This is a genomic window from Pseudomonas sp. IT-347P (assembly GCF_949768005.1).
Lineage (GTDB): Bacteria > Pseudomonadota > Gammaproteobacteria > Pseudomonadales > Pseudomonadaceae > Aquipseudomonas.
The window spans coordinates 1-26077 of sequence record NZ_CATKPQ010000055.1 but is presented as its reverse complement, the minus strand read 5'-3'; the positions used below and the strand labels follow the sequence as shown (position 1 = coordinate 26077).

The 26077-nt window shown below is 61.2% G+C and carries 17 protein-coding genes; 3 read left to right on the top strand and 14 right to left on the bottom strand.

The genetic code is table 11. The features are described from left to right. Nucleotides 1-70 precede the first annotated feature (70 nt). From ACM6IV_RS19720 to ACM6IV_RS19710, 3 genes are all read right to left on the bottom strand, one after another. Nucleotides 71-316, bottom strand: coding sequence for a hypothetical protein (locus ACM6IV_RS19720; RefSeq protein ID WP_414871287.1), 246 nt, complete (start codon nucleotides 314-316; stop codon nucleotides 71-73). Between the two features lie 91 nt (nucleotides 317-407). After that, complete coding sequence (locus ACM6IV_RS19715) at nucleotides 408-653, bottom strand: DUF2789 domain-containing protein (RefSeq protein WP_414871286.1); 246 nt, start codon at nucleotides 651-653, stop codon at nucleotides 408-410. Between the two features lie 129 nt (nucleotides 654-782). Then, nucleotides 783-1244: an aminoacyl-tRNA deacylase gene (locus tag ACM6IV_RS19710; protein ID WP_414871285.1), complete on the bottom strand. Its 462-nt coding sequence runs from the start codon at nucleotides 1242-1244 to the stop codon at nucleotides 783-785. 174 nt (nucleotides 1245-1418) lie between these two features. On the opposite strand from ACM6IV_RS19710, the gene ACM6IV_RS19705 reads away from it, so the two are divergent. Both ACM6IV_RS19705 and ACM6IV_RS19700 read left to right on the top strand, forming a co-directional pair. Further along, nucleotides 1419-1949: an NfeD family protein gene (locus ACM6IV_RS19705; RefSeq protein WP_414871284.1), complete on the top strand. Its 531-nt coding sequence runs from the start codon at nucleotides 1419-1421 to the stop codon at nucleotides 1947-1949. Between the two features lie 2 nt (nucleotides 1950-1951). Further along, nucleotides 1952-2710 (top strand): slipin family protein, encoded by a 759-nt coding sequence (locus ACM6IV_RS19700; RefSeq protein WP_003220464.1) that lies wholly within the window; start codon nucleotides 1952-1954, stop codon nucleotides 2708-2710. Nucleotides 2711-2754: 44 nt separating this feature from the next. On the opposite strand, the gene ACM6IV_RS19695 is transcribed toward ACM6IV_RS19700, so the two are convergent. The 11 genes from ACM6IV_RS19695 to ACM6IV_RS19645 form a co-directional block, all read right to left on the bottom strand. Further along, entirely contained in the window at nucleotides 2755-4335 is a 1581-nt protein-coding gene (locus tag ACM6IV_RS19695; protein WP_414871283.1) for a glycosyltransferase family 39 protein, read from the bottom strand. 55 nt (nucleotides 4336-4390) lie between these two features. Further along, nucleotides 4391-6007, bottom strand: a complete 1617-nt coding sequence (locus tag ACM6IV_RS19690) for an efflux transporter outer membrane subunit (RefSeq protein ID WP_414871282.1) — start codon at nucleotides 6005-6007, stop codon at nucleotides 4391-4393. Next, a complete protein-coding gene (locus ACM6IV_RS19685) occupies nucleotides 6004-7074 on the bottom strand; it encodes an HlyD family secretion protein (protein WP_414871281.1) in 1071 nt (356 codons plus the stop codon). Before ACM6IV_RS19685 ends, ACM6IV_RS19690 begins: the two co-directional genes overlap by 4 nt. A 26-nt stretch (nucleotides 7075-7100) precedes the next feature. Beyond that, a complete protein-coding gene (locus tag ACM6IV_RS19680; RefSeq protein ID WP_414871280.1) occupies nucleotides 7101-8639 on the bottom strand; it encodes an MFS transporter in 1539 nt (512 codons plus the stop codon). Nucleotides 8640-8864: 225 nt separating this feature from the next. Continuing rightward, the gene (locus ACM6IV_RS19675) at nucleotides 8865-9782 is read right to left on the bottom strand and encodes a LysR family transcriptional regulator (protein WP_414871279.1); all 918 of its coding nucleotides are present in this window, start codon (nucleotides 9780-9782) and stop codon (nucleotides 8865-8867) included. Nucleotides 9783-9984: 202 nt separating this feature from the next. Beyond that, nucleotides 9985-10851, bottom strand: a complete 867-nt coding sequence (locus tag ACM6IV_RS19670; RefSeq protein WP_414871278.1) for an ABC transporter permease — start codon at nucleotides 10849-10851, stop codon at nucleotides 9985-9987. A 20-nt stretch (nucleotides 10852-10871) separates the two neighbouring features. Next, complete coding sequence (locus tag ACM6IV_RS19665) at nucleotides 10872-11732, bottom strand: ABC transporter ATP-binding protein (RefSeq protein WP_414871277.1); 861 nt, start codon at nucleotides 11730-11732, stop codon at nucleotides 10872-10874. Between the two features lie 22 nt (nucleotides 11733-11754). Then, complete coding sequence (locus tag ACM6IV_RS19660; protein WP_414871276.1) at nucleotides 11755-12651, bottom strand: TauD/TfdA dioxygenase family protein; 897 nt, start codon at nucleotides 12649-12651, stop codon at nucleotides 11755-11757. 362 nt (nucleotides 12652-13013) lie between these two features. Further along, the gene (locus ACM6IV_RS19655; protein WP_414871275.1) at nucleotides 13014-14381 is read right to left on the bottom strand and encodes an HlyD family type I secretion periplasmic adaptor subunit; all 1368 of its coding nucleotides are present in this window, start codon (nucleotides 14379-14381) and stop codon (nucleotides 13014-13016) included. After that, a complete protein-coding gene (locus ACM6IV_RS19650; protein ID WP_414871274.1) occupies nucleotides 14371-16527 on the bottom strand; it encodes a type I secretion system permease/ATPase in 2157 nt (718 codons plus the stop codon). Before ACM6IV_RS19650 ends, ACM6IV_RS19655 begins: the two co-directional genes overlap by 11 nt. 33 nt (nucleotides 16528-16560) lie before the next feature. After that, nucleotides 16561-17913: a TolC family outer membrane protein gene (locus tag ACM6IV_RS19645; RefSeq protein ID WP_414871273.1), complete on the bottom strand. Its 1353-nt coding sequence runs from the start codon at nucleotides 17911-17913 to the stop codon at nucleotides 16561-16563. 358 nt (nucleotides 17914-18271) lie between these two features. Here ACM6IV_RS19645 and ACM6IV_RS19640 point away from each other — a divergent pair. Continuing rightward, a partial coding sequence (locus ACM6IV_RS19640; RefSeq protein WP_414871272.1) for a retention module-containing protein occupies nucleotides 18272-26077 on the top strand: 7806 nt, incomplete at its 3' end.

The window sequence follows — 26077 nt, the reverse complement described above, 5'->3', positions numbered from 1 at the left end:
AACTATCAATATCGCATTGGAGGGGAATTTCAGTCAAGTTTTGAAACAAATCTTCCCAAAGTGAGAACATTTAGAGTTCGTCGATCTCGTGAGGAAGGCCAACCTCCTCACGGCGTGAGTGAACGACGGAAGCCAGTTCGAGATCATCCAGCGTGTTCAGTAGATCCTCATACAACGGTGCGGATATCAAATAAGCCACCGTTTGATCCTGATTCTGCAAAGCAATCGGCCCGAATCGGCTGCTTTGGATGATTGCCTCAAGTTTGTCTGCTAATTGCGCAACATTGATTGTTTCTACAGGCAAAAACGGGGGCATCGCTTCGCGCTCCTGGTTCTCAGAACCGGAACGCTACTCCGATGTGGGCTGAAATCAGTCAGGCAATCTGTAATAAGTTTTTGCGCCAGCCCTACGCATCCCGTCCCTTGCGCAACATCACATTCAACTGATCCACCACCTCCGCCCAATCGGCGTCATCCAGAATCTCGTCACGCAAAAACTCCGCTTGGCTCTTCGACCAGAAAAACGCGTCAGCCAAATGCAGCTCTGGTTTGAGCGGGGAATGGGTGGCGATGAATTTGTCGATGTTGACCGGATCGTCGGGAAGGCCGAGTTGTTTGAACAGCGATGGCAGGCTATGCGTTGGGTTTTCCATTGCTCAACTCCTTCAAAAATGGGGTGTTTGGAAGATTATTCGCGAGCAGGCTCACTCCCGCAGGTGAAACGCAATCCCCTTGTAGGAGTGAGCCTGCTCGCGATGACGCCTGCAAGACCACCACAAAACCTAATCACTCAACTCCCGCACCTCGGCATGCGGCACCATTTTCAGAAACTCGGGCATGCTCATGTGCAGCAGATAGTTGTGGTTGCCCGCCTCCAGGTAAATATCCTTCTGCCGCGTCAGCAGCGGATCGATGACCATGTCCAGACCATAGGAATCGCCCAGCGGCGGCACCGCGCCGCGTTCGCAGTCGTCGAAGATGCGCGCCAGGTTGCTTTCGCGGGTCAGTTGCCATTCGCCGCGGGTGCGTACCTTGCTCAGGTCCAGGTGACGGCTGGCCGGCAATACGGCCATCAGGTAGTGCCCGTGGTGGTCGTCGAGGATGATGGATTTGGCCACCCGCTCAGCCGGCACCCCGGCGACCCGCGCGGTTTCGAGGCTGCTGGAGGAGTGTCGGTGGGCGACGATGTCGTACTCGCAGTGCGCCCGGTTCAGGCTGCTCTGCACCTTTTTAGCCATACGCATGATGCACCTCGGTGTTGCGCTGAACGGTGATTGCCGTGTCGTTGAGTCTAGTTCGGCGAACTGCTGGCGAAGGTAAATCCGCTCACTGGACACATGCGCACATTGATCAAAATTCAGCCAGCGCCACCCTCAACTAGACTGTAAGAACCAGACATGACGCTCGCGGAGGGTCACGTGAACAGCCGATGTTGTACGTTTGCCTTGCTCCTGCTGATCAGCGGCTCAGCCCTCGCTGCCGACAACCCGCCACCGGCCATGAACCCCGCCGGTTTGTGGTTGATTACGTTGGGAATCGTATTTTTGATCGCTGAAGCCGCGCTGCCCAACTACGGGGTGATCGGTTTGGGCGGAATCATCATGTTCGTCATTGGCGCGTTGATCCTGAGCGACGCCGAATTGCCGGTACCGATGATGATTGGCCTGGGTCTGATCAGCGCCCTGTTGTTGATCGCACTGCTGATTCGTGCCCTGAAGACCCGACCACGCCACGCCGTCAGTGGCGACGCCGGCCTGCTCGGCAGCGTGACCGCGATCACCACGGTGCAACCGGGCGATGCGCGCAATGGCTGGATTCAACTGCAAGGCGAGCGCTGGCAAGTGCTCAGCGCGACACCGCTGCACACCGGGCAATCGGTGCGCGTGGTGGGTCGCAAGGGATTGTTGCTGCAAGTGGCCGCGACTGACGCGGCGCCACTCGGAGAGTGATCATGGGTCTGCAAATCGGTTTTGTTGCGCTGCTGTTACTGGTCATTGCCCTCGCCGGCTCGACGTTTCGCATCCTGCGCGAGTACGAGCGCGGCGTGGTGTTTCAGCTCGGCCGCTTCTGGCAAGTCAAAGGTCCCGGGCTGATTCTGCTGATCCCGGTGGTTCAGCAAATGGTCCGGGTCGACCTGCGCACGGTGGTGCTCGACGTGCCGCCGCAGGACGTGATCACCCGCGACAACGTGTCGGTGAAGGTCAACGCCGTGCTGTATTTCCGCGTGCTTGATCCGCAGAAGGCGATTATTCAGGTCGAGGATTTTCTCTCGGCCACCAGTCAGTTGGCGCAAACCACCTTGCGCGCGGTGCTCGGCAAACACGAACTGGATGAGCTGCTGGCCGAACGCGAACAGTTGAACATCGACATTCAGCAGGTACTCGACGCGCAGACCGATGCCTGGGGTATCAAAGTCGCCAACGTTGAGATCAAGCATGTCGACCTCAATGAGTCGATGGTCCGCGCCATCGCCAAACAGGCCGAAGCCGAGCGCGAACGGCGAGCCAAGGTGATCCACGCCGAAGGCGAATTGCAGGCCTCGGAAAAACTCATGCAAGCGGCGGAAATGCTCGGTCGCCAGCCCGGCGCCATGCAGTTGCGCTATATGCAGACCTTGAGTTCGATTGCCGGGGACAAGAGCTCGACGATTGTCTTTCCGTTGCCGATTGAATTGCTCAAGGGCATGGCAGATTTGTCAGGTAAATCCTGAGGCAAAAGCTCGCAGTCGGCCGCTCCGTCTAAAGAGGGGCGGCTTTAGTCGAGTGGTGGTTGGGGGACGAACAGGCGTGCCTTGGCGCCGCCGGCATGGATTTCGGCGCCGGGCTTCCAGGTGGCGGGCAAGGGTGAGAATTCTTCCGCAGCGCCGAAGGTCCCGACCAGCCAGACCCGTCCATGCCCCGGCAATTGCGCGAGGCTGTCCAGATAGACCTCGCGGCTCACAAGAGTGCCGAAGCCGTACTCATTCGGTTGTGTCGACCGGCCGTCCGCTGTCGGCGGGGTATAGAGGCGCACCTGCGCACCGCTGCGGTCGTAATAGACGTAACTCAAGTACCAGAGCATGTCGCTGGTGACGATACGATCGCCCGGCAGAAAGTGCTGATTGACGTAATTCACCACGCGGTCGAACTGATCGTCGCTGTTGACGGTGGCATTGTTGTTCACGCCGACCAGTTCCACGCCGATCAGTGAGACCAAGACGGCCAGGGCGAGCAACCGTGCGTGGCTGTACAAACGGTCAATGGCCAACGCCGCCAGCATCGGCAGCCCCAAAGCGTACGCGGTCAAATAGCGCTCGATAAAGACCGGCGTGATGAACGACACCGCAAATACCAGCAGCAGCGGCAGCCCGGTGTACAGCGCCAACAGAATGCTGCCGCGCGACACGCTGCGATCGCGCATCACCGCGACAGCCGCCAGTGCCAGCAATGCCAGGGGCAACGCTGCGAACGTCAGCAGCGGTAACGTCTCGCCATCGTCCTGAATCAACCACAACCAGATCATCGACGGCAGCGAACTCAAGGTGACGGCCGGCTCCCAGCCGACATCGCCGCCGGCCCTGAGCTGTTCCATGTGCTGCATCAAGTCGAGCAGATTGGGCAGCCAGGGCAGGTACAGCACGACGATGGCCAGGTTCGCCAGCCACCAGTTCCAGCGCTGGATATGGCGGAATCGATAACCGCGCTGTACGCGGATCGCGATCAGGTAGAGCCAATGACTCAACGCCGCGAGCACGGCAAAGTAGTGGGTGTAGAAGGCCGCGCTCATCAACAACGCGTAAATCACCAGATAGCGGTTTCGCTGGGGGCGCCTGATCCAGTAGACCAGCGCCAGACTTGCGGCGAGCAACAGTCCCCCGAGCAGCGCGTACATGCGCACTTCCTGGCTGTAGCGCACCGCTGTCGGCAGCAGCGCCAGCAACAGACCGGCGATGAAGGCAGCACGGCGCGTGGCCAGGCGATCCACCAGCCAGACGCCCAACCCGACCGACGCGATGCCGGCCAGCGCACTCAGGCAGCGGATCGCGAAGATGCCGTCACCAAACAGCTCGATCCAGCCATGCAGCAGCATGAAGTACAGCGGCGGATGCACATCGAAGGCCGCGTGCTTCCAGATTTCGCTCAACGGATAGCGCGCCAACAGCAGACTGGACCCTTCATCGCCCCAGATCGCCGCCGCCGTCAGGTCATAAAAACGTACGAACGCCGCCAGCGCGAGGATCGGCCACAGCCAATGATGTTTTACCCAGCGCACCCAGCGCAGGCTGCCGAACCAGGAGCCGGGTGCGGCAAAGGGATCTTGCGTGTCGCCCATTGGCGTGACTCTGTTAACCGCCATTGCTTCCTCTTGCCGCGCCGCTGCGCCACGAGAGTATGACGCGCCAACCTGCTCATCACTTTAGGTCAGCCACAGCAGAACCGTCGACGCCGGCTGGTGCTTTCGCGACACCCGGCAACCCGGCGACCCGGTGCTCGTCTGGATACACCGATTCCCATCCCCCACCCAAGGCCTTGTACAACCCGACCATCGCCAGCGAAACCCCGGTCGAACTCTCCACCCACTGTTCCTGCGTCGCCAGCAGCGCGCCTTGCACAGTGAGGACGTTGACGAAATCCACCACACCTTCGACGTATTGCTGTTGCGCGGTGCGCAGGGCGATCTGGTTCTGGCGTACGGCTTCGGCGAGGCTGTCGCGGCGGCGCTGACTGGCGTTGTAGGCGGTCAACTGATCGTCGATTTCATGCCAGGCACGCAGCACGGTTTGCTGGTAAGCGACGGCGGCCTCTTGTTGTTGCGCTTCGCGCAGTTGCAGCATGCCCCTCAGACGTCCACCGTCGAACAGCGGCAGGCTGAATTGCGGGCCGATGCCAAAGGCACGCGAGCCCCAGGATCCGAAATCGCTGAGTTGCATGGCTTGTGAGCCGAGGTTGCCGGACAGGGTGATGCGTGGATAGAAATCGCCCTTGGCTACGCCAATATTGGCGGTGGCCGCGTGCAGGCGCGCTTCGGCCTGGCGGATGTCCGGGCGGCGTTCGGCCAGTTGCGACGGCAAGCCGATGGCCACTTGCAGCGGCGACTGCGGTACGGCGGCGTCTGTGGATAACTCTTTTGCGAGAGCCTGTGGCGGTTCGCCCATCAGCAGGCTGATGGCGTTGATCAGTTGCGATTGGCGTTGTTCCAGCGCAGGCAGGCGCGATTCGATGGCAGCGACTTGCGCGGCAGCTTCGGCGACGTCGAGATCAGTGGCTACGCCGTCGGCCAGACGCAGTTGCGAGAGTTTCAGGCTGTGCCGCGCGACGTCGAGGTTCTGCTCGGTGACAGCGCGGGTGTTCTGCACGCCGCGCAGTTGAATGTAGTCTTGCGCCGTGTCGGCGAGCACGGCCAGCAGCACCCCGCGACGGTCGTTTTCGGCAACTTCGAGGTTGGCATCGGCCGCTTCGGTTTCGCGGCGCACGCGGCCCCAGACATCCAGTTCCCATGCGGCGGAGAACCCCGCATCCCACAGGTTGAATGCGGAATCGCCGTTATGCCCGGACGGATCGTTCAGACCTTCGCCGCTGTTGCGTTTGCGCGCATAACTGCCGGTGGCGGCGGTGTTCGGATAACGCTCAGCGGTGATCACCTGGCGCGCGGCGCGGCTTTGCTGCAGGCGGCTGCTGGCCAGTTGCAGGTCGAGGTTGCTGCGCACGGCACGCTGGGTCAGCGCGGAGAGTTGCGGGTCGTGGAAAACTTCCCACCAGCGTTCGTTCAGGGGATCGCTGACGGCTTGGCTGGGGGCGGCTTTGGCCGGTTTGGCCCAGTCGGCAATTTGTGTCGCTTCGGGCTTCTGGAAGTCAGGGCCGACGGTACAGGCGGTGAGACTCACTGCGAGCAAGGCACTCAAGGTAATTTGCTGCCACTGGCCTCTTCGCGAGCAGGCTCGCTCCCACAGGGGTTCTGTGGTGTTGCCGAGATCCAATGTGGGAGCGAGCTTGCTCGCGAAGGCGTCAGCCAATTCAACGTCCATCATCGCTGACTCACCTCACGCACTGACTTCGCCGACGTGTGCGTATCAATACTCGCCTCCACCGACATCCCCACCCGCAGCCGTTCGGCCAACGGCTGACCCGGCTCGAGCATGATCTTCACCGGAATACGCTGCACCACTTTGGTGAAATTGCCGGTGGCGTTATCCGGTTTCACCGCCGCAAAGGTCACGCCGGTCGCCGGCGCAATGCTCTCGACCCGTCCGCTCAACGCTTCGCCACCCAGGCTGTCGACGCGCACCTGCACTTCCTGCCCCGGCTGCACGTCCGTCAGTTGCGTCTCCTGAAAATTCGCCACGACATACGCCTGCTGCAACGGCACCACCGCCAGCAGCTTGCTGCCCGGGGTCACGTAAGCGCCGACGCGCACGGCCCGTTCGCCGATCATGCCGTCCTGCGGTGCGGTGATACGCGTGTAAGAGAGTTCGAAACTGGCGATTTCCAGCGCCGCTTGCGCGTGCTTCAAGCTGCCTTCGGCTGCATCACGCTGAGCCGTGAGGATTTCCACCTGTTTGCGCTCGGCAGCCAGTTTGGCCGTGGCGGTGTCGAGGCGAGCCGTGGCCTGATCGATACGGGTGCGCGCCTGTTGCGCATTTTGCACGGTGCCGGCGCCCACGCCCGCCAAGTGGTTGTAGCGATTCAATTCCTGCTGGGCGAACGCCATTTCAGCCTTGGCCGACACCACCGAGGCCTGCGCCTGGGCAATCACCGAAGCCTGACGCTCCAGCGTCGCTTTGGCGTTTTGCAATTGCGCCCGCGCCACCAGGGTTTGCGCGTCCGCCGCTTCGGCAGCGGCGCGCAAATCGCGGTCATCGATCAACGCCAGCAACTGTCCGGCTTTTACCCGCTGGTTATCTTCCACCAGCACTTCCTTGATGAAACCGGCCACGCGCGGCACCACCAGGGTGTAGTCAGCGGAGACAAACGCATCGTTAGTGGTTTGCCGGGTACGTTTGCCAAATACATCAGGCATCACCCAATACACCAGCACACCAACGGCCAACGCGGCCGCCACGGCCACCGCGAGTTTTTGCTTTGCTTGAGTCGTCATAAAAACCTTCCGTTTCAGTACAGCAATCAGGTCGGCGCGCGCGGCGGATAGATCCGCGTCGGCATCCAGAAAATCAGCAGGATCAGCACCACCGCGACACCGGCCATGCACACATAGAGATCGGAAGAGGTCAGCACCACGGCCTGCTCGTGCAGACGATGAGCCAGACCTGGATCGCTGTGATCGGCCAGCGGCGAGTTACCGAGACTGTCAACCAACATGCTCGAATGGAAATGCAGCCGTGAGGTGGTCAGCGCATCGATCGCCCCGGTGGCGAGCACGGCCGACAGGCCTTTCACCGTGTTGAACCATGCCGAAGCGAAGGGTCCGTCCTGTGGCGTGATACTGCCGGTGGACAGCATCAACAGCGGCAGCACGGCCATTGGCTGGCCGAAGATCTGCAGCCACTGCAAGACGTAGAAGTCGTCGCGGATCCATTGCGAGGTCAGCTGCGACCCGCCCAGACAAGACAATGCCAACATGCTCAGACCGATGCCGAGTACCCAGCGGCAATCGACCCAGCGCAGGTTGCACAGCGCCGCCACCAGCGGCAGCGCAATCAACTGCGGCAGCGCGGCGATCAGCATGATCGGTGCGGTCTGCACCGGACGATAACCCTGCACCTGCGCCAGATAACTCGACGGAATCAGCACCACGGCCAGCAACACCACGAGCACCCCGGCCAATGTCAGCAGGGCGAACGACAGGTTGCGGAGGCCGAGCATCTGCAATTTGAAAAACGGAATCGGTTGCGACCATTCGTTGATCAGGAACGCCACCAGCAGCAGCGAACCGGCGCCGAGCAAGCCGCAGATCAGGCTCGACTCGAACCAGTCCAGCCGATTGCCTTGCAGCAAACCGATCACCAGCATGCAGATCGCCGGAAACCCCAGCAGCAGGCCTTTCCAGTTGAACGACTTGAAGCGTTCCAGGCGCAGCGGATCCTGCGGCAAGCCATACGCCACGGCGACCATGGCGATCAGGCACGGCACGATGATCTGCCAGAATGTCCATTGCCAACCGACGTACTCGGTCCACAAACCGGCCAGCGGCGTGCCGAGACCGGGGCCGAACGTCGCCGTCAGCGCGTAACCGGCCAGGCCATAGAGCTTGATATTGGCCGGCAGAAATCGCAGGGCGGCGGTCATCAACATCGGTGGCAACGCACCGCCGGCCAAGCCTTGCAGGATGCGCATCAGCAGCAGGCTTTCGTAGTTCGGTGCAAACGGGCAGAGCACCCCGAGCATGGTGAACAGACCGATTGCATAAAGAGTGAAACGGCGCAGCGAGAAGGTCACCGAACACCACGGCGCGAACGCCATGGCTGCGACCGAGGTGGCGGTGTAACTGGCGACCAGCCAGGTGCCTTCGTCGTAACCGATGTTCAACGCGCCACGAATGTCGGCCAGGGCAACCTTGGTCACCATCTCGTTGAGGCCCGACACCAGCACCGCCAGCAACACGCCGACCAGACCGATGATGATTCGCGCCCCGAACACCGGTGGCATGACTGCCGTCGCCGGGCTGGCCGCAGCGCTGGGCGCCGCCGCCGTCAGGGATGTCATGGATACACACTCCAGGGGGACAAATACCGGAGCATCTTAGTCGGGCTTGGCAATGACGAAAATTGACTTATTGGCAGGTTATAAGTGCGCCAGACGCAACAATGGAGAACCAATGTGGGAGCGGGCTTGCTCGCGAAAGCGGTGGATCAGCCACTAATGATATTGACTGACCCACCGCTTTCGCGAGCAAGCCCGCTCCCACAGGGTTTTATGCTGTTTGGGGGATTAAGGCTGGGCCGCCAGCCAGGTTTCCTCGCAACAGGCCTTGAGGGTTTCGCGCAGCCAGCGATGCGCCGGATCCTTGTCGAAACGCGGGTGCCAGGCCTGGGTCAGCATCAGCGTCGGCAACGGGATTGGCAGGTTGAATGAGCGCAACTTCAAACCCAGTCGACGCACGCTCAGCAGCGCTTCTTTCGGCACGGGCAGGATCAGGTCGGAATCGGGCAACGCGAACATCGCCGCATGGAAACTCGGGGCGATCACCGCCACCCGGCGTTCCAGTCCCAAGGCGTTCAGCGCCGTATCAATCGGGCCGCGAGCGATGCCGCGGCGCGACATGCTGATATGGGAAAACCCTGCGTAGCGCTCGGCGGTGATTTCGCCGTCGAGCAGCGGATGATCTTCGCGCACCAGGCCGACAAAGTGAGTTGAAAACAGGTTCTGCACTTTGACTTCCGGGGTGACGGGGCGGGTGTTGCTGACACTGAGGTCGATGCGCCCCTCGCGCAGGGCTTCATCATCACCATCGCCTTCGGGAACGAAGCGGATTTCACAATGGGGTGCCTGTTGGTCGAGGGTATCGAACAGCTTGCCGCCATAAACGCCGACGAAAAAATCGTTGGCGCGGATGCTGAAGCGTCGCCGCAGCGTGGCCAACTCCACGGTGTCGGCGGAACGAAACAGCAATGCGGCCTGCTCGACCACGTCACGCACCTGCTCGCGCAGCTCCAGGGCTTTGGGCGTTGGCACCAACCCTCGGCCGGCACGCACCAGAATCGGATCGCCGATGGCTTCGCGGATCCGCGTGAGCGTGCGGCTCATGGCCGCCGGGCTGAGGTTCATCCGCCGCGCGGCGCCGACCACACTGCCTTCGTCGAGCAAAGCGTCGAGGGCGACCAGAAGGTTCATGTCCGGGAGTTGCATGCTGAGCACTCATGGCTGATCAGGATTGATCTGAGCGCAATGCTAGCAAACAACTTTCAAGTATTGTGGTGGCATGACTGACGCTATCGCGAGCAGGCTCACTCCTACAGTTGATCATCAGTGCCAGCAGATTTTGTATTCGACGCAGATCCCTTGCAGGAGTGAGCCTGCTCGCGATGAGGCCAGCCGCCACACCACAAAATTACCGCTGCATACCCCACCGTTTAACGGTCACGCGCTCAAGGGTGTCGAACACCAGGTTCTCCACCAGCAAGCCAATCAGAATCACCACCGCCAACCCGGCAAATACCTTGTCGGTGTACAGCTCATTGCGATTCTGGAAGATGTACCAACCCAACCCGCCCTTGCCACTGGTCGCACCAAACACCAGTTCCGCCGCGATCAAGGTGCGCCAGGCAAACGCCCAGCCAATCTTCAGCCCGGCCAGAATCGACGGCAACGCCGCCGGGATCAGGACGAATAGCACCAGACGCAAACCCTTCAAACCATAATTGCGCCCGGCCATGCGCAAGGTTTCCGAAACACCGAGAAACCCGGCATAAGTATTCAGCGCCAACGCCCACAACACCGAATGCACCAGCACGAAAATCAGGCTGTTCTGCCCCAGGCCAAACCACAGCAACGCCAACGGCAGCAGAGCAATCGCCGGCAACGGATTGAACATCGAGGTCATCGTGCTCAGCAGATCGCGGCCCAACTGCGTCGACACCGCCAGCGTGGTCAGGGCAAATGCCAGAACGATGCCGATCAGATAACCCTTGATCAGCACCACCAGCGAAATCCACACCTTGGCCAGCAATTCACCGCTGAGCAGACCGTCGAACAACGCATGGCTGGTCTGCAGGAAACTCGGCAGCATCAAATCGTTGTTCTGAATCCGCGCGACCACTTCCCACACGACGGCGAGCACAATCAGGATCAGGCTTTTACGCAACCAGCCCTGTTGCCACAGCCGCGTACCGAGTGACAGCTCACGCTCGACCGGCACTTCCGTTAGCGGCTCCAGCACAATTTCGAACTCTTCACGCACGGATGATGAATGGCTCATCGGGTAGTCCTCCTGGCCGCTCAATAGGCGATGCGAATGTCATTGAAGTCGTGATCACGCTCGGTTTCCGCCGGCTGACCTTCGTCGAACAGCAGCCGATGAATGCGCCGCGCCGATTCCTGAAACGCCACGCCACCCAAGCTGTGCAAGTCGTATTGATGGCTGTGCACTTCGGCGCGCACCCGCCCGGGATGCGGCGACAGCAGCAGGATGCGATTACCGACCACCAGCGCCTCTTCAATCGAGTGAGTGACGAACAACAGGGTGAAGCGCACCTCTTCCCAGAGCAGGAGCAATTCTTCCTGCATCTTGCGGCGGGTTAAGGCATCGAGCGCGGCGAACGGTTCATCCATCAAGAGGATTTTCGGCTGCATCGCCAGCGCCCGCGCGATCGCCACGCGCGCTTTCATGCCGCCGGACAAGGTGTGCGGATAGGCATCGGCGAATGCCGCCAGACCGACTTTTTCCAGATAGTGCAGCGCGCGTTCTTCAGCTTCTTTCTTCTTCAGGGTGCGCGAGGCCAGCAGCGGAAACATCACGTTCTGTTTGACGGTTTTCCACGGTGGCAGTTGATCAAATTCCTGAAACACCACAATCCGGTCCGGCCCCGGTGCGTCAACGCGCTGGCCTTGCAGGCGGATCTCGCCTTCGCACGGCTGGATGAATCCGGCGACCGCTTTGAGCAAAGTCGATTTGCCGCAACCGGACGGGCCGAGCAGCACGTAGCGATCGGCCGGATCGATTTCAAAACTGACCTGGTGGGTGGCACGCACCACACGTTGCGGCGTGCGGTATTCGAGGCTGACGTGATCGACCGCCAGCAACGCGTCGCTGCGGGCGATCGGGTTGCTGGCCGCGTGGCCTGGCAAGGGAGCGTTCATTATTTGATCAATCTCCGGCGAATCAGAAAGGCGCGTCGCCCTGAATGGTCGTGCGATACAGCTTGCGGCGCAGATGCGCCGGGCAGCCGGCGGCGAGGTGAATCAGCGAACGGTTGTCCCAGAACACCAGGTCGTGGGGCTGCCACTGATGGCGGTAGATGTTTTGCGGCAACACGCTGTGGGCGTAGAGCTCGCTCAGCAGTTGCTGGCTCTCGTCCTCCGGCAGACCAACGATACGCGTGGTGAAACCTTCGCTGACGAACAGTGCTTTGCGACCGTTTTCCGGGTGCGTACGCACCACCGGGTGCACCACTTCGGCGACTTGAGCCAGTTGCTCCGGGGTCAGGGTCGGACGCCAGTTACCTTCGAATTTGGTCTCGCTGTAGCGCGCCGTGTAGGAGTGCGCGGCCGAGCGCCCTTCGACCGCTTTGCGTAACGCTACGGGCAGGTTGTCCCAGGCTTTGTGCATGTCGGCGAACAGGGTGTCACCGCCCTCGGACGGCAGCTCCTGCGCATGGAGCATTGAGCCGAGGCTCGGCAGCTCTTTATAGGAGAGGTCGGAGTGCCAGAACTTGCCGGCGTCGCCGAGGCCGATGTTCTGGCCGTTTTCGACGATGTTGGAAACGATGAGGATTTCCGGGTGATTGGCCAGCAGGAACTGTTTGAGCACATGGATCTGCAACACGCCGAAGCGGCGGCTGAAGTCGATCTGCTGTTGCGGGGTGATCTGCTGATCGCGAAAGACCACGACGTGGTGATCGAGGTGTGCGCGATGAATGCGCGCGAAATCCTGATCATTGACCGGCCGGCTTAGGTCGAGGCCAATGATTTCGGCGCCGACGGCACCGCTGAACGGACGAATTTCGAAGGCTTGCGGCGCGGCAGTTGCGGCGCTTGGGGTGGCAGTAGCTGCGGACATCTTTCAATCTCCCACGCACGGCGCGCTCACGGGCGCACTCGTCGATCAGACACTCACGCTGGATTGCGTGTTGGTTCAGGTCGTGCGGCGCGCCGATTGGTCGGCAGGTACGCAGGGGGATGACTTTATAGCTATAAGAATCGGAAATTAAATACCGTTAATGAATAACGATATGGCGATTGGTGAGGAATGGACGAGATAGTGAGTGACGGTTTTTGTCACTTCCTGACAGGGATGTGGTGTTTCAGCTGACGCTATCGCGAGCAGGCTTACTCCTACAGGGGAGCGCATTCAATCTGGAGAAATGCGGTTACTGTAGGAGCGAGCCTGCTCGCGAAGAGGCCGGAAGCCGCGCTGCAAATCTAGCGCTCGTGCAACGCCTCGGCCCGCGCCCGAATGATCGGCTTGAGCAGATAACTCAACACCGATTTCTTGCCGGTAATGATGTCCACCGACGCGACCATCCCCGGGATGATCAGCAACGGTTTCTCATCCGTGCCCAAGTGACTGCGCTCGGTGCGCACCTTGATGATGTAATAGGTGGTTTTCTTGTCTTCGTCGGTGATGGTGTCAGCGCCGATCTGCTCGAGCTTGGCTTTGAGCCCGCCGTAGATGGTGTAGTCGTAGGCGGTGAACTTGACGATCGCTTCCTGGCCCGGATGCAGGAAGGCAATGTCCTGCGGACGGATCTTGGCTTCGACCAGCAAGGTGTCATCCAGCGGAACGATTTCAACCATGTCGCTGCCGGGCTGGATCACGCCACCGATGGTGTTGACCAGCAACTTGTTGACGATACCGCGCACGGGCGATGTCACCAGCGTGCGGCTGACGCGGTCTTCCAGCGCCTTGCCCGTCGCGCTGGCCTTGTTCAGGTCGGTGCGGGCTTCGTTGAGTTGGGTCAGCGCTTCGCTGCGGAATTTGCCGCGGGTTTCATCGATCTTGCGCTGCACTTCCTTGATCGCCGATTCGGCGCGCGGAATCGCCAGCGTGGTGGCGTCGAGCTGACCACGGGTTTCCACCTCGGCACGCTTCAGACGCAAGACCTCCACCGGGGACACAGCGCCCTGCGCCACCAGCGGCTCGGACATGTTGATTTCCTGCCGCTGCAAGCCGAGCTGCTGACGATACTGCGCTTGCTTGGAGGCGAATTCGCGCAGCTCTTGCTGACGCTGGATCAACTGCTCCTGCAAACCACCGATTTCGTCGTGCAGTTGCTGACGGCGGCTGATGTACAGCGACTCTTCGCTTTTTGCCTGACCCGGCACGGCTTTGAGCACGTCCTCGGGGAAATTCAACGGACGGTCGTCGACTTCGGCGCTGAGGCGTTCCACGCGCAGCAGCATCGACAGGCGATCGGCCTCGGTTTCGCCGACGTTGGAGGCAAACCGTGTGTCGTCGAGGCGAATCAGCGGTGCGCCGGCTTCGACAATCTGGCCTTCCTTGACGAACAGTTCGGAGATGATCCCGCCCTCGAGGTTCTGGATTTTCTGGATCTTCGACGACGGAATCGCCTTGCCGTCGCCCTTGGTCACTTCGTCGATCACGGCGAAGTTGGCCCACAGCAGCAGGAAGATAAAGAAGCCGATGATCGCCCAGATGGTCAGGCGCACGACGCGCGGGGCGTCTTCGATCAGCGCTTTGTTGACCTCCGGCAGCGGCTGGCCCTGCAACGAAGCAGAGCCCTTGAAGTAGCGACGGATCGAATCCTTGACACCCGACTTAAGCAACACTGATCTGCCCCTTCTTCAACGCTTCCATCACGGCGGCTTTCGGGCCATCGGCGAGAATCTGCCCACGGTCGACCACCAGCAGGCGATCCACCAGCGACAGCAGCGACGCCCGGTGCGTCACCAGCACCACGGTCTTGTTTTCAATCACCGCTGCGAGACGTTGCTTGAGGCGTTCTTCACCGGTGTTGTCCATGGCGCTGGTCGGCTCGTCCATCAACAGGATCGGCGGATTGAGCAACAACGCCCGGGCCAGGGCGACGTTCTGCCGTTGGCCACCGGAAAGGTTCTGCCCGCGTTCGCCGACCTGCAGCTCATAACCTTGCGGGTGCAGACGGGCGAATTCGTGGACACCGGCCAGTTCGGCCGCCTGCAGGACAAGCTCGTCTTCGACATAACGCGCGCCGGAGACGAGGTTGTCACGCAGGGTGCCGGCCAGCAGTTGAATGTCTTGCGGCACGTAGCCGATGTTGTAGCGCAGTTCACTGACGTCGATCTGGCGGATATCCACACCGTCCACCAGCAACGCGCCGTCGTCCGGTTGGTACAGGCCGACCAGCAGTTTCGCCAGCGAACTCTTGCCCGAGCCGCTGCGACCGATGATGCCGATCTTCTCGCCGGGACGGATCACCAGGTTGATGTTCTTCAGCGCCGGGTTCTGTTGTTCCGGGTAGGTGAAGCTGAGCTGGCGGCACTCGATTGCACCTTGCAGGACCTTGCGGCTCAGCGGGCGCTCTTCGAAATTGCGCTCTTGCGGCAACTCCATCATCTGGTCGACCGAGGTCATGGTCACCCGCGCTTGCTGGTAACGCGTCAACAGACCGGACAGCGAAGCCAACGGGCTGAGGGCGCGGCCGCTGAGCATGTAGCAGGCAATCAGACCGCCCATGCTCAGGTTGCCGGCGATGATCTGGTAGACGCCGAAGACGATCATGATCACCCCGGCCAGTTGCTGGATCAGCAGGGTGATGTTCATCGCCAGACCGGAGAGCATTTTCACCCGCAGCTCGAGGCGGCTGAGGGTGCCGATGGTCTGTTCCCACTGGTACTGGCGTTCGCTTTCGGCGTTATTGACCTTCACCGCGTCGAGGCCGGCGAGGGTTTCGATCAGGCTCGACTGGCGCTCGGCGCCGAGGGCCATGGTGCGCTCCATGGTTGCCACCAGCGGTTTCTGCAACGCGTAGCCGATCAGCAAGGCAATCGGAAACGCCAATACCGGAATCCACACCAGATGCCCGCCGAGAATGGCGATGACAATAAAGATGAGGATGGTAAATGGCAGGTCGATCAGGCTGGTCAGGGTTAGCGAGGCGAGGAAGTCGCGCAGGCTCTGAAACTCATGGATGTTCTGCGCAAAACTGCCGACCCGCGCCGGGCGGTATTTCATCGCCATGCCGACGATGCGCTCGAACAGCGTGGCAGAGATGATCAGGTCGGTTTTCTTCCCGGCCAGATCCAGGCACAGGCTGCGCAGACTCTTGAGGATCAGGTCGAAGATGTAAGCGCCGGTAATGCCCAGCGCCAGCACCCACAGGGTAGCTTCGGCCTGGTTCGGCACCACGCGGTCGTAGACGTTCATCACGAACAGCGGCGCGGCCATGGCGATGATGTTGATCAGGAAACTCGCGGCGATCGCATCGGCGTACAGCCAGCGCGAACGCTTGAGGGTGTCACGGAACCACGAGCGTGCACGCGGAATCAGCGTGCCGTGGTTGACGTCGAATTTGTGTTGCGGCTGAGCGAAAAAGACTTTGCCGGTGTAATCGTCGGCGAGCAGTTCGCGACTGACAATGGACTCGCCGCCGTCGGTTTCGCTGAGCAGCACCCGCGCTTCGTTGTCACCCTGCCAGCCGAGCAGGACGGCGCTGCGGCCATCCTTGAGCAGCAACAAGGCCGGCATGGCGATCGGCGGAATTTCTTCCAGTTTGCGCTGCAACACTCGCCCTTGCAGGCCGGCGCGGGCCGCTGCGCGGGGCAGCAACTCGACACTCAAACGCTGTTTGGGCAACGGCAGGCCGGTGGTGAGCATTGCCGCGCTGGCAGGTTTCTGGTGCAGCATGCAAAGAGCGAGCAGTCCGTCCAGTAAAGGATCGTCGTGCAACGCGCGTGGATCATGACTGAGTTGAACTCGACTGACTTCTGATTCCACGCTCGACACTCTTTGACAGTTGAAAGGGATAACTCAATTCATCCCAGGCAGCTGGACCTTGGGCTTGACGTCGTTCTGCACAACGGATGCCAACGGTGCGACCACTCCCTGGCTTTTGAGCAATTCGCCCATGGTCGCCTTGATTCGGTACTGAGTAAATAACTGAATGTTTTTGATTTCCGCCAGACGTCGCGATGCGGTGAACAACTCGTTTTCGCTGTCGAGCAAATCGAGCAAGGTCCGTTCGCCGAGGCTGAACTGGCGCTGGTAAGCGGTGCGCACCGAGGTGCTGTGATCGACATATTGCTGAGCGATCGGCACCTGCGCGTTCGCATTGTTCAGGGCGTTCCAGGCCAGACCGAGTTCTTCGTTCAACTGACGCAGGGCGTTGTTGCGAATGTCCAGCGCCTGGTTCGACAGGTACGACTTGGATTCCAGATCGGCCTTGTTGCTGCCACCGGAATAGAGGTTGAAGCGCATGCGCAGCATGGCTTGCCATTCGTTGTTGTGACCGTTCTGGCCGTCGAGATCGTTGTCGGCAGTGCGGCCCAGTTCGGCGTCGAAACGTGGGTAGAAGGTCGACTTGGCGGTTTCGTACTGCTTCTCGGCGGCGGCGATGTCGGACTCGGCCGAACGCAGGATCGGGCTGTTCTCCAGCATCTGCTGGCGCGCTTCGTTGAGGTTGGCCGGCATCATCGCCATGAACGGCGCCGGGCGTTCGAGTTGATCGGGCATCTGGCCGACGGCGCTGAGGAAGTTGGTTTCCGAGTCGGCCAGATTGGTCTGCTCGGTGATCAGGTTGTTGCGGGCCTGGGCCATCCGTGCTTCGGCCTGATCGAGGTCGGCACCGCTGCCGACGCCACGCTGGGTGCGCAGCTGGATCTGGTCGTAGATGCGCTGGTGGCTCTTGAGATTTTCCTCGGCCAGACGCACGAATTCACGGCGGGTCAGCACGTCCAGATACACCTGAGCGACGGTCAGCGCGGTGCGTTCGGACGTGCCGAGCAATGAGTACGCGCGGGAGTTAACGGTGGCTTGTTGACGCCCGACCTCGCTGGACGTCGCAAAACCGTCAAAGACCATCTGCGAGAGACGTAAACTTGACTCGCTACGGTTCAGGGTTTCCCAGTGGTTACCGCCGCCATTGGCACGGGTGGTGACGCTGTCGGTGCCTTCACGCCCATAACCGCCCAGCAAATCAACCTTGGGCAGGTATCCGCCTTTCGCCGCCCTTAGCTGATAATCCGCTGCCAAACGACTGTTGACCCCTGCCTGGATTTCCGGATGGACATCCAGTGCCTGCTGCATGGCTTCTGGTAAGGATTGTGCTTGTACAAAAGAGGCGGCGAGAGCGAAGGGTACGGCGAAAAGCAGGGACGAACGCATGGTAGGAATTTCCCGGAACTTCTTGTCTTGAATCACAGCAAAACGTGACGCTGCGTTGGATGATGGCAACCAGATTGACCGTATGTCGGAAAGTTCAAAACAGGAACTGGATCACACGCTGAAGGACGGGTCGCCGCGGAAATATCAATGTGACATTAGTGGGGCGATTGTTTAGGATGACACCCAGAAGGTCAATAGTTTGGCATAAAGTTAATAGCGAAAAAGTATAGCCAAAATATTGACGATTAGACGCGTCAAACTTGTTTCGCAAATTTTTAAAGTACGTCCAGACTGAATCGGCGCCCATGCCGTCAGGGTCATGGAAGTCAACTGAACGTGACACCCCGGAGAGTCTTCAATGAGCAGTGTTGTTGCCATCGTCAAAAGCATTGTCGGTCAGGTATTTGTGGTCTCCCCCGAGGGTGTACGTCGCGTACTGGTTGAAGGCGATCGCCTGTTCGTTGGCGACCAGATCGATACCGGCCTCTCCGGCGCCGTGTCGCTTGAACTGGCCGATGGCCGCACCCTTGACCTGGGCCGTGAAACCCAGTGGAGCGCCAACGCGCCCGACTCCAGCACTGACCTGGCCGAAGCCACTGCGCAGGCCGCGCCGTCGGTAGCCGAACTGCAACAAGCCATCGCCGCCGGTGTCGACCCGACAACCGCGCTGGATGCCACTGCTGCCGGCCCGAGCGCTGCCGGCACGGGCGGTGCTGCCGGTGGTGGTCACAGCTTCGTGATGCTCGACGCCACTGCTGGCCGCGTTGACCCGACCATCGGTTTCCCGACCGCAGGTATCAACGCTGCCGGTCAGGCCGCGCAAAACATCACCGCTGGCCAGACCACCGACACCACCGCCAATGCCTTGCGTGAGTCGACCCTGAGCCTCAGCGCTACGCCGTCCATTACCGAAGCCGGCGGCGTGCTGGTGTACACCGCGACCCTGACCCAGGCGCCGCTCACCGATCTGACCATCACCCTGTCCAACGGCTCGGTGATTGTGATTCCGGCTGGTTCCACCACCGGCAGCGTCAACGTGCCGCTGGCACCGAATGACACCGTTTATAACGACCCGACCCAAATCGACGTGACCGTCACCGGCACCACTGGCGGCAACGGCATCACCGTGACCCCGCCGACCACTCCGGCGACGACCCAGGTCACCGACACCATCGACACCACCACCGTCACCCTGACGGCAGGGCCGAGTGTCACCGAAGGCGGGCAGATCACTTACACCGCGACCCTGACCAACCCGGCGCAAACCCCGGTGACCGTCACCTTGTCGAACGGCTCGACCATCACCATCGGCGCTGGCCAGACCACCGGCACCGTCAACGTGCCGACCCCGGCCAACGACGTCTATAACAACGGCAGCACCGTCACCACCACGATTACCGGTGCCAGCGGCGGTAACTTCGAAAACCTGGTGCCAAACCCGACGCCAGCGGTGACCACCATCACCGATTCGATCGACACCACCAACCTGACCCTGACCGCCACCGGCACCGTGGTCGAGGGTGGCCAGATCACCTACACCGCGACCCTGACCAACCCGGCGCAAACCCCGGTGACGGTCACCCTGTCGAACGGCTCGACCATCACCATTGAAGCCGGCCAGACCACCGGCACCGTCAACGTGCCGACGGCGGCCAATGACGTCTACAACAATGGCGGCACCGTCAGCGCCACCATTACTGGCGCAACCGGCGGCAACTTCGAAAACCTGGTACCGAACACGGCGCCAGCGACCACCACCGTTACCGATTCGATCGACACTACCAGCGTGAGCCTCACCGCTACCGGTACGGTCGTCGAAGGCGGCCAGATCACCTACACCGCGACGCTGACCAACGCCGCGCAGACTCCGGTAACGATCACCCTGTCGAACGGCTCGACCATCACCATTGACGCCGGCAAGACCACGGGTTCGGTCATCGTGCCGACGGCGGCCAACGACGTCTATAACAACGGCAGCACCGTCAGCACCACCATTACCGGTGCTACCGGCGGCAATTTCGAAAACCTGGTGCCGAGCACGACGCCAGCGACCACCACCATTACCGATTCGATCGACGACACCAACCTGTCGCTGACGGCCACCGGTACCGTCGCTGAAGGCGGTTCGATTGTTTACACCGCGACACTGACCAATCCGGCCGGCACGCCAGTCACTGTGACCCTGAGCAACGGCTCGGTGATCACCATCGACGCGGGTAAGACCACTGGCTCCGTGACCATTCCGGCGCCTGCCGATGACGTTTACAAAGACGCCGGCAAGGTCGAAGTCACCATCAAGGATGCTACGGGCGGCAACTTCGAGAACCTGGTGCCGAGCACCGTTCCAGCCGTGACCGAAGTGACGGACACCATTGACACCTCGACAGTAAAACTGACGGCAGACACCTCGGTCGCTGAAGGCGGTACCGTCACTTACACCGCCACTGTCGGCGCGCCGGTGACCGGTTCGCCTGTCGTCGTGACCCTCGCCAACGGTCAGAGCATTACGATTGAAGTCGGCAAGACCACCGGCACCGTCACCACCACCGCCCCTAACGATGCGCTGGCTGGCAATGCGCCGCTGACCAACTCGATCACCGGTGTTTCCGGCGGTAATTACGAAAATCTGGTGGCCGACAAGACTCCGGTTTCGACCAGCGTGACCGATGTTGCCGACACCACCAACCTGTCGCTGAGCGCGACCGGCTCCGTGGCTGAGGGTGACTCGATCGTTTACACCGCGACGCTGACCAATCCGGCCGGCACGCCAGTCACCGTGACCCTGAGCAATGGCTCGGTGATCACTATCGAAGCGGGTAAAACCACTGGCACCGTGACCGTTCCGGCGCCGGCCGATGACGTTTACAAGGACGCCGGCAAAGTCGAAGTGACCATCAAGGATGTGTCCGGCGGCAATTTCGAGAATCTGGTGCCGAGCACCGTTCCAGCCGTGACCGAAGTCACTGACACCATCGACACGTCGACCGTGAAGCTGACGGCTGACACCTCGGTCGCTGAAGGCGGCACCGTTACCTACACTGCCACGGTCGGCGCGCCGGTCACGGGCTCGCCAGTGATCGTGACCCTGGCCAACGGCCAGAACATCACCATCGAAGTCGGCAAAACCACCGGCACCGTGACCACCACTGCACCGAATGACGCGCTGACCGGCCACGCGCCGATCACCAACGCGATCACGGGCGTGAGCGGCGGCAATTACGAAGATCTCGTTGCCGACAAGACTCCGGTCAGCACCACGGTCACCGACACCACTGACACCACCGACCTGACGCTAAGCGCGACGGGGACCGTGGCTGAAGGCGGCCAGATTACTTACACCGCGACCCTGACCAACGCCGCCGGATCGCCTGTCACCGTGACCCTGTCGAACGGCTCGGTGATCACCATCGAAGCCGGCAAAACCACTGGCACCGTGACCGTTCCGGCGCCCGCCGATGACGTCTACAAAGACGCCGGCAAAGTCGAAGTGACCATCAAGGATGCTACGGGCGGCAACTTCGAGAACCTGGTGCCAAGCACCGTTCCAGCCGTCACCGAAGTGTCTGACACCATTGATACTTCGACCGTGAGGCTGACGGCTGACACTTCGGTCGCTGAGGGCGGGACCGTCACCTATACCGCAACCGTTAGTGCGCCGGTCACCGGTGCGCCAGTGGTCGTGACCCTGGCCAACGGCCAGAACATCACCATCGAAGTGGGTAAAACCACCGGCACCGTGACCACCACCGCGCCAAACGATGCGCTGAATGGCCACGTGCCGCTGACCAACTCGATCACCAATGTGACCGGCGGCAATTACGAGAATCTCGTCGCCGACAAAACCCCGGTCAGCACCACCGTGACCGACGTCACCGACACCACCAACCTGACGCTCAGCGCCACCGGCACGGTAGCGGAAGGCGGCTCGATTGTTTACACCGCGACACTGAGCAACCCGGCCGGCACCCCAGTGACCGTGACCCTGAGCAACGGCTCGGTGATCACCATCGAAGCGGGCAAAACCACTGGCTCCGTCACTGTTGCGGCCCCGGCTGATGACGTCTACAAAGACGCCGGCAAAGTCGAAGTGACCATCAAGGATGCTACGGGCGGCAACTTCGAGAACCTGGTGCCAAGCACCGTTCCAGCCGTCACCGACGTCACTGACACCCTCGACACCTCGACGGTCAAACTGACCGCTACCGAGACCGCCGCTGAAGGTGGCACTGTCACCTACACCGCCACTGTCGGCGCGCCAGTGACCGGTTCGCCTGTGATCGTGACATTGGCCAACGGCCAGAACATCACCATCGAAGTAGGCAAAACCACCGGCACCGTGACCACCACCGCACCGAACGATGTATTGGCCGGCCATGCCCCGCTGACCAACGCAATCACAAACGTCAGCGGCGGTAACTACGAAAACCTGGTCGCCGACAAAACCCCAGTCAGCACCACCGTGACCGACACCGTCGACACCACCACCGTTTCACTGACCGCCACCGGCAACGTCAACGAAGGTGGGCAGATCGTCTACACCGCGACGCTGACCAACCCGGCCGGCACCCCGGTGACCGTGACCTTGAGCAACGGTTCGACCATCACCATCGACGCTGGCAAGACCACCGGCACCGTGACCGTTCCGGCGCCAGCCGATGACGTCTACAAAGACGCCGGCAAACTCGAAGTGACCATCAAGGAAACCTCGGGCGGCAACTTCGAAAACCTGGTGGCCAATCCGACGCCAGCAGTGACCAACGTTGCCGATACGATCAACACCACGCACCTGACCCTCAGCGCCGAAAGCTATGTGCTCGAAGGCTCGTCGATCACCTACACCGCGACCCTGACCAACGCCGCGCAAACGCCGGTGACCGTCAACCTGAGCAACGGCCAGACCATCACCATCGAGGCTGGCAAAACCAGCGGTTCGGTGACCATCGCGGCGCCAAGCGATGACGTTTACAAAGACGTCAGCAAACTCACCGTGACCATGACCGATGCCACTGGCGGCAACTTCGAGAAGCTCGACGTCAGCAAGACCCCGGTCAGCACCACCGTCAACGACACCGTCGACAAGACCACGCTGACCCTCAGCGCCAGCGACACCGTCAGCGAAGGTGGCCAGATCACCTACACCGCGACCCTGAGCAATCCGGCCGGCACCGCCATGACCGTGACCCTGGCCAACGGCGCGGTGATCAATATCGCCGCCGGAGCCACTAGCGGTTCGGTGAACTTCGCTGCGCCTGCGAATACCCCGTACATCGACGGCGGCAAGGTACAGACCGCGATTGCCAGCCACAGCGGCGGCAACTTCGAACAGGTCGATGCCGACCGCTCGGCGGTGGTCACCACCGTCACCGACACCGTCGACACCACCAATATCAGCCTCAGCGCGACCGCTTCGGTCGCCGAGGGCGGCTCGATCGTCTACACCGCCAGCCTGACCAACCCGGCAGGCACGGCGATGACCGTGACCCTGAGCAACGGCGCGGTGATCAACATCGCCAAAGGCGCGACCACCGGCACCGCTACCGTCGCCGCACCGGCCGATGACGTTTACAAGGACGCCGGCAAGGTCGATGCGAGCATCACCAAGACCACCGGCGGCAACTTCGAGAACCTGGTGGTCGACAAGACTCCAGCGGTCACTGACGTGACCGACACCATCGACAACAGCACCGTTTCGCTGACCGCCACCGCCAGCACCGTTGAAGGCGGCGTGGTGGTTTACACCGCGTCCGTAACCGCTCCAGTCACCGGCGCGCCGGTTGTCGTGACCCTGTCCAACGGCCAGACCATCACCATCCCGGTCGGCGCCAGCAGCGGTAGCGTCAACTTCACCGCACCGAACGATGCACTTGCTGGCGGCAACACGTTGAGCGTGAAAATCGACGGTGCCAGCGGCGGCAATTACGAAAATCTCGTGGCCGATAAAACCCCGGCCGTGACGTCGGTAACCGACACCGTCGACACCACCAACCTGTCGCTGAGTGCGACTGGCACCGTGGCGGAAGGTGGTTCGATTGTTTACACCGCGACCCTGACCAACCCGGCTGGCACGCCAGTCACCGTGACGTTGAGCAACGGTTCGGTGATCACCATCGACGCTGGTAAAACTACCGGTACCGTGACCGTCGCAGCGCCTGCCGACGACGTCTACAAAGACGCCGGCAAAGTCGAAGTCACCATCAAGGATGCAACGGGCGGCAACTTCGAGAACCTGGTGCCAAGCACTGTTCCGGCCGTGACCGAAGTCACCGACACCATCGACACCTCGACCGTCAAACTGACCGCCACTGAGTCTGCCGCTGAAGGTGGCACCGTCACCTACACCGCCACGGTCGGCGCGCCAGTCACCGGTTCGCCTGTCGTCGTGACCCTGGCGAACGGCCAGAACATCACCATCGAAGTCGGCAAAACCACCGGCACCGTGACCACCACCGCGCCGAACGATGCGTTGAACGGCCACACCCCGCTGACCAATGCGATCACTGATGTGAGCGGCGGTAACTACGAGAATCTGGTGGCCGACAAGACCCCGGTTTCAACCACCGTTACTGACACTGTCGACACCACCAACCTGTCGCTGACCGCGACCGACACCGTGGCGGAAGGCGGCTCGATCGTTTACACCGCAACCCTGACCAACCCGGCTGGCACGCCAGTGACCGTGACGTTGAGCAACGGTTCGGTGATCACCATCGAAGCCGGCAAAACCACGGGTACCGTGACCGTCGCTGCTCCAGCCGATGACGTCTATAAAGACGCCGGCAAAGTCGAAGTGACCATCAAGGACGCCACTGGCGGCAACTTCGAGAACCTCGTTCCGAGCACCACCCCAGCCGTAACCGACGTCACTGACACCATCGACACCTCGACGGTCAAACTGACCGCTACCGAGTCTGCGGCTGAAGGTGGCACCGTCACTTACACCGCCACCGTCGGCGCGCCAGTAACCGGCTCGCCTGTCGTGGTGACCTTGGCCAACGGTCAGAACATCACCATCGAAGTCGGCAAAACCACCGGTACCGTGACCACCATCGCGCCAAACGATGCGTTGACCGGTCACGCGCCTCTGACCAACTCGATCACCAACGTTTCCGGCGGCAACTACGAAAACCTCGTGGCCGACAAAACTCCGGTCAGCACCACCGTGACCGATACCGTCGACACCACCAACCTGTCGCTTAGCGCCACCGGTTCGGTCAACGAAGGCGGCCAGATCACCTACACCGCCACCCTGACCAATGCCGCTGGCTCGCCGGTCACCGTGACCCTGTCGAACGGCGCCGTGATCACCATTGACGCCGGCAAAACCACCGGTACTGTCACTGTCGATGCGCCGAAAGACGACGTCTACAAAGATGCCGGCACCGTTGAAGCAACCATCAAAGGCGCGACCGGTGGCGACTTCGAAAACCTGGTTACCAGCACTGCCCCGGCCGTCACCACCGTCAACGACACCATCGACACCTCCACCGTGTCACTGACTGCCACGGCGAACGTCGCCGAAGGCGAAACCGTGGTCTACACCGCGACCGTGACCGCGCCAGTGACTGGCTCGCCAGTGGTCGTGACCCTGTCCAACGGCCAGACCATCACCATCGCCGTCGGTGAAACCAGCGGCAGCGTTAACTTCGTTGCACCGAACAGCCCACTGGCTGGCGGCAGTTCGCTGAGCGTGACCATCGATGGCGCCACCGGCGGCAATTACGAAAAACTTGCGGTCGACGGCAAACCCGCCGACACCGCGGTTTCGGACACCACCGACACCACCAACCTGAACCTGACCGCGACCGATTCGGTGGCTGAAGGCGGTTCGATCGTCTACACCGCGACGCTGACCAACCCGGCCGGCACCCCGGTGACCGTGACCCTGTCAAACGGTTCGGTGATCACCATCGAGGCCGGCAAAACCACCGGAACCGTTACCGTTCCTGCGCCTGCCGATGACGTCTACAAAGACGCTGGCAAAGTCGAAGTGACGATCAAGGATGCAACCGGCGGTAACTTCGAGAACCTGGTGCCTAGCACTGTTCCGGCCGTGACCAACGTTACCGACACCATCGACACCACTACCGTCAAACTCACCGCGACCGAGTCGGCGGCTGAGGGCGGCAGCGTGACTTACACCGCAACCGTCGGCGCGCCAGTGACC

Excerpts from the sequence above, each read along its gene's own strand:
- ACM6IV_RS19720 (WP_414871287.1), bottom strand. The coding sequence starts at position 316 with ATGCCCCCGTTTTTGCCTGTAGAAACAATCAATGTTGCGCAATTAGCA.
- ACM6IV_RS19715 (WP_414871286.1), bottom strand. The coding sequence starts at position 653 with ATGGAAAACCCAACGCATAGCCTGCCATCGCTGTTCAAACAACTCGGC.
- ACM6IV_RS19710 (WP_414871285.1), bottom strand. The coding sequence starts at position 1,244 with ATGCGTATGGCTAAAAAGGTGCAGAGCAGCCTGAACCGGGCGCACTGC.
- ACM6IV_RS19700 (WP_003220464.1), top strand. The coding sequence starts at position 1,952 with ATGGGTCTGCAAATCGGTTTTGTTGCGCTGCTGTTACTGGTCATTGCC.
- ACM6IV_RS19695 (WP_414871283.1), bottom strand. The coding sequence starts at position 4,335 with ATGGCGGTTAACAGAGTCACGCCAATGGGCGACACGCAAGATCCCTTT.
- ACM6IV_RS19690 (WP_414871282.1), bottom strand. The coding sequence starts at position 6,007 with ATGATGGACGTTGAATTGGCTGACGCCTTCGCGAGCAAGCTCGCTCCC.
- ACM6IV_RS19685 (WP_414871281.1), bottom strand. The coding sequence starts at position 7,074 with ATGACGACTCAAGCAAAGCAAAAACTCGCGGTGGCCGTGGCGGCCGCG.
- ACM6IV_RS19680 (WP_414871280.1), bottom strand. The coding sequence starts at position 8,639 with ATGACATCCCTGACGGCGGCGGCGCCCAGCGCTGCGGCCAGCCCGGCG.
- ACM6IV_RS19675 (WP_414871279.1), bottom strand. The coding sequence starts at position 9,782 with ATGCAACTCCCGGACATGAACCTTCTGGTCGCCCTCGACGCTTTGCTC.
- ACM6IV_RS19670 (WP_414871278.1), bottom strand. The coding sequence starts at position 10,851 with ATGAGCCATTCATCATCCGTGCGTGAAGAGTTCGAAATTGTGCTGGAG.
- ACM6IV_RS19665 (WP_414871277.1), bottom strand. The coding sequence starts at position 11,732 with ATGAACGCTCCCTTGCCAGGCCACGCGGCCAGCAACCCGATCGCCCGC.
- ACM6IV_RS19660 (WP_414871276.1), bottom strand. The coding sequence starts at position 12,651 with ATGTCCGCAGCTACTGCCACCCCAAGCGCCGCAACTGCCGCGCCGCAA.
- ACM6IV_RS19645 (WP_414871273.1), bottom strand. The coding sequence starts at position 17,913 with ATGCGTTCGTCCCTGCTTTTCGCCGTACCCTTCGCTCTCGCCGCCTCT.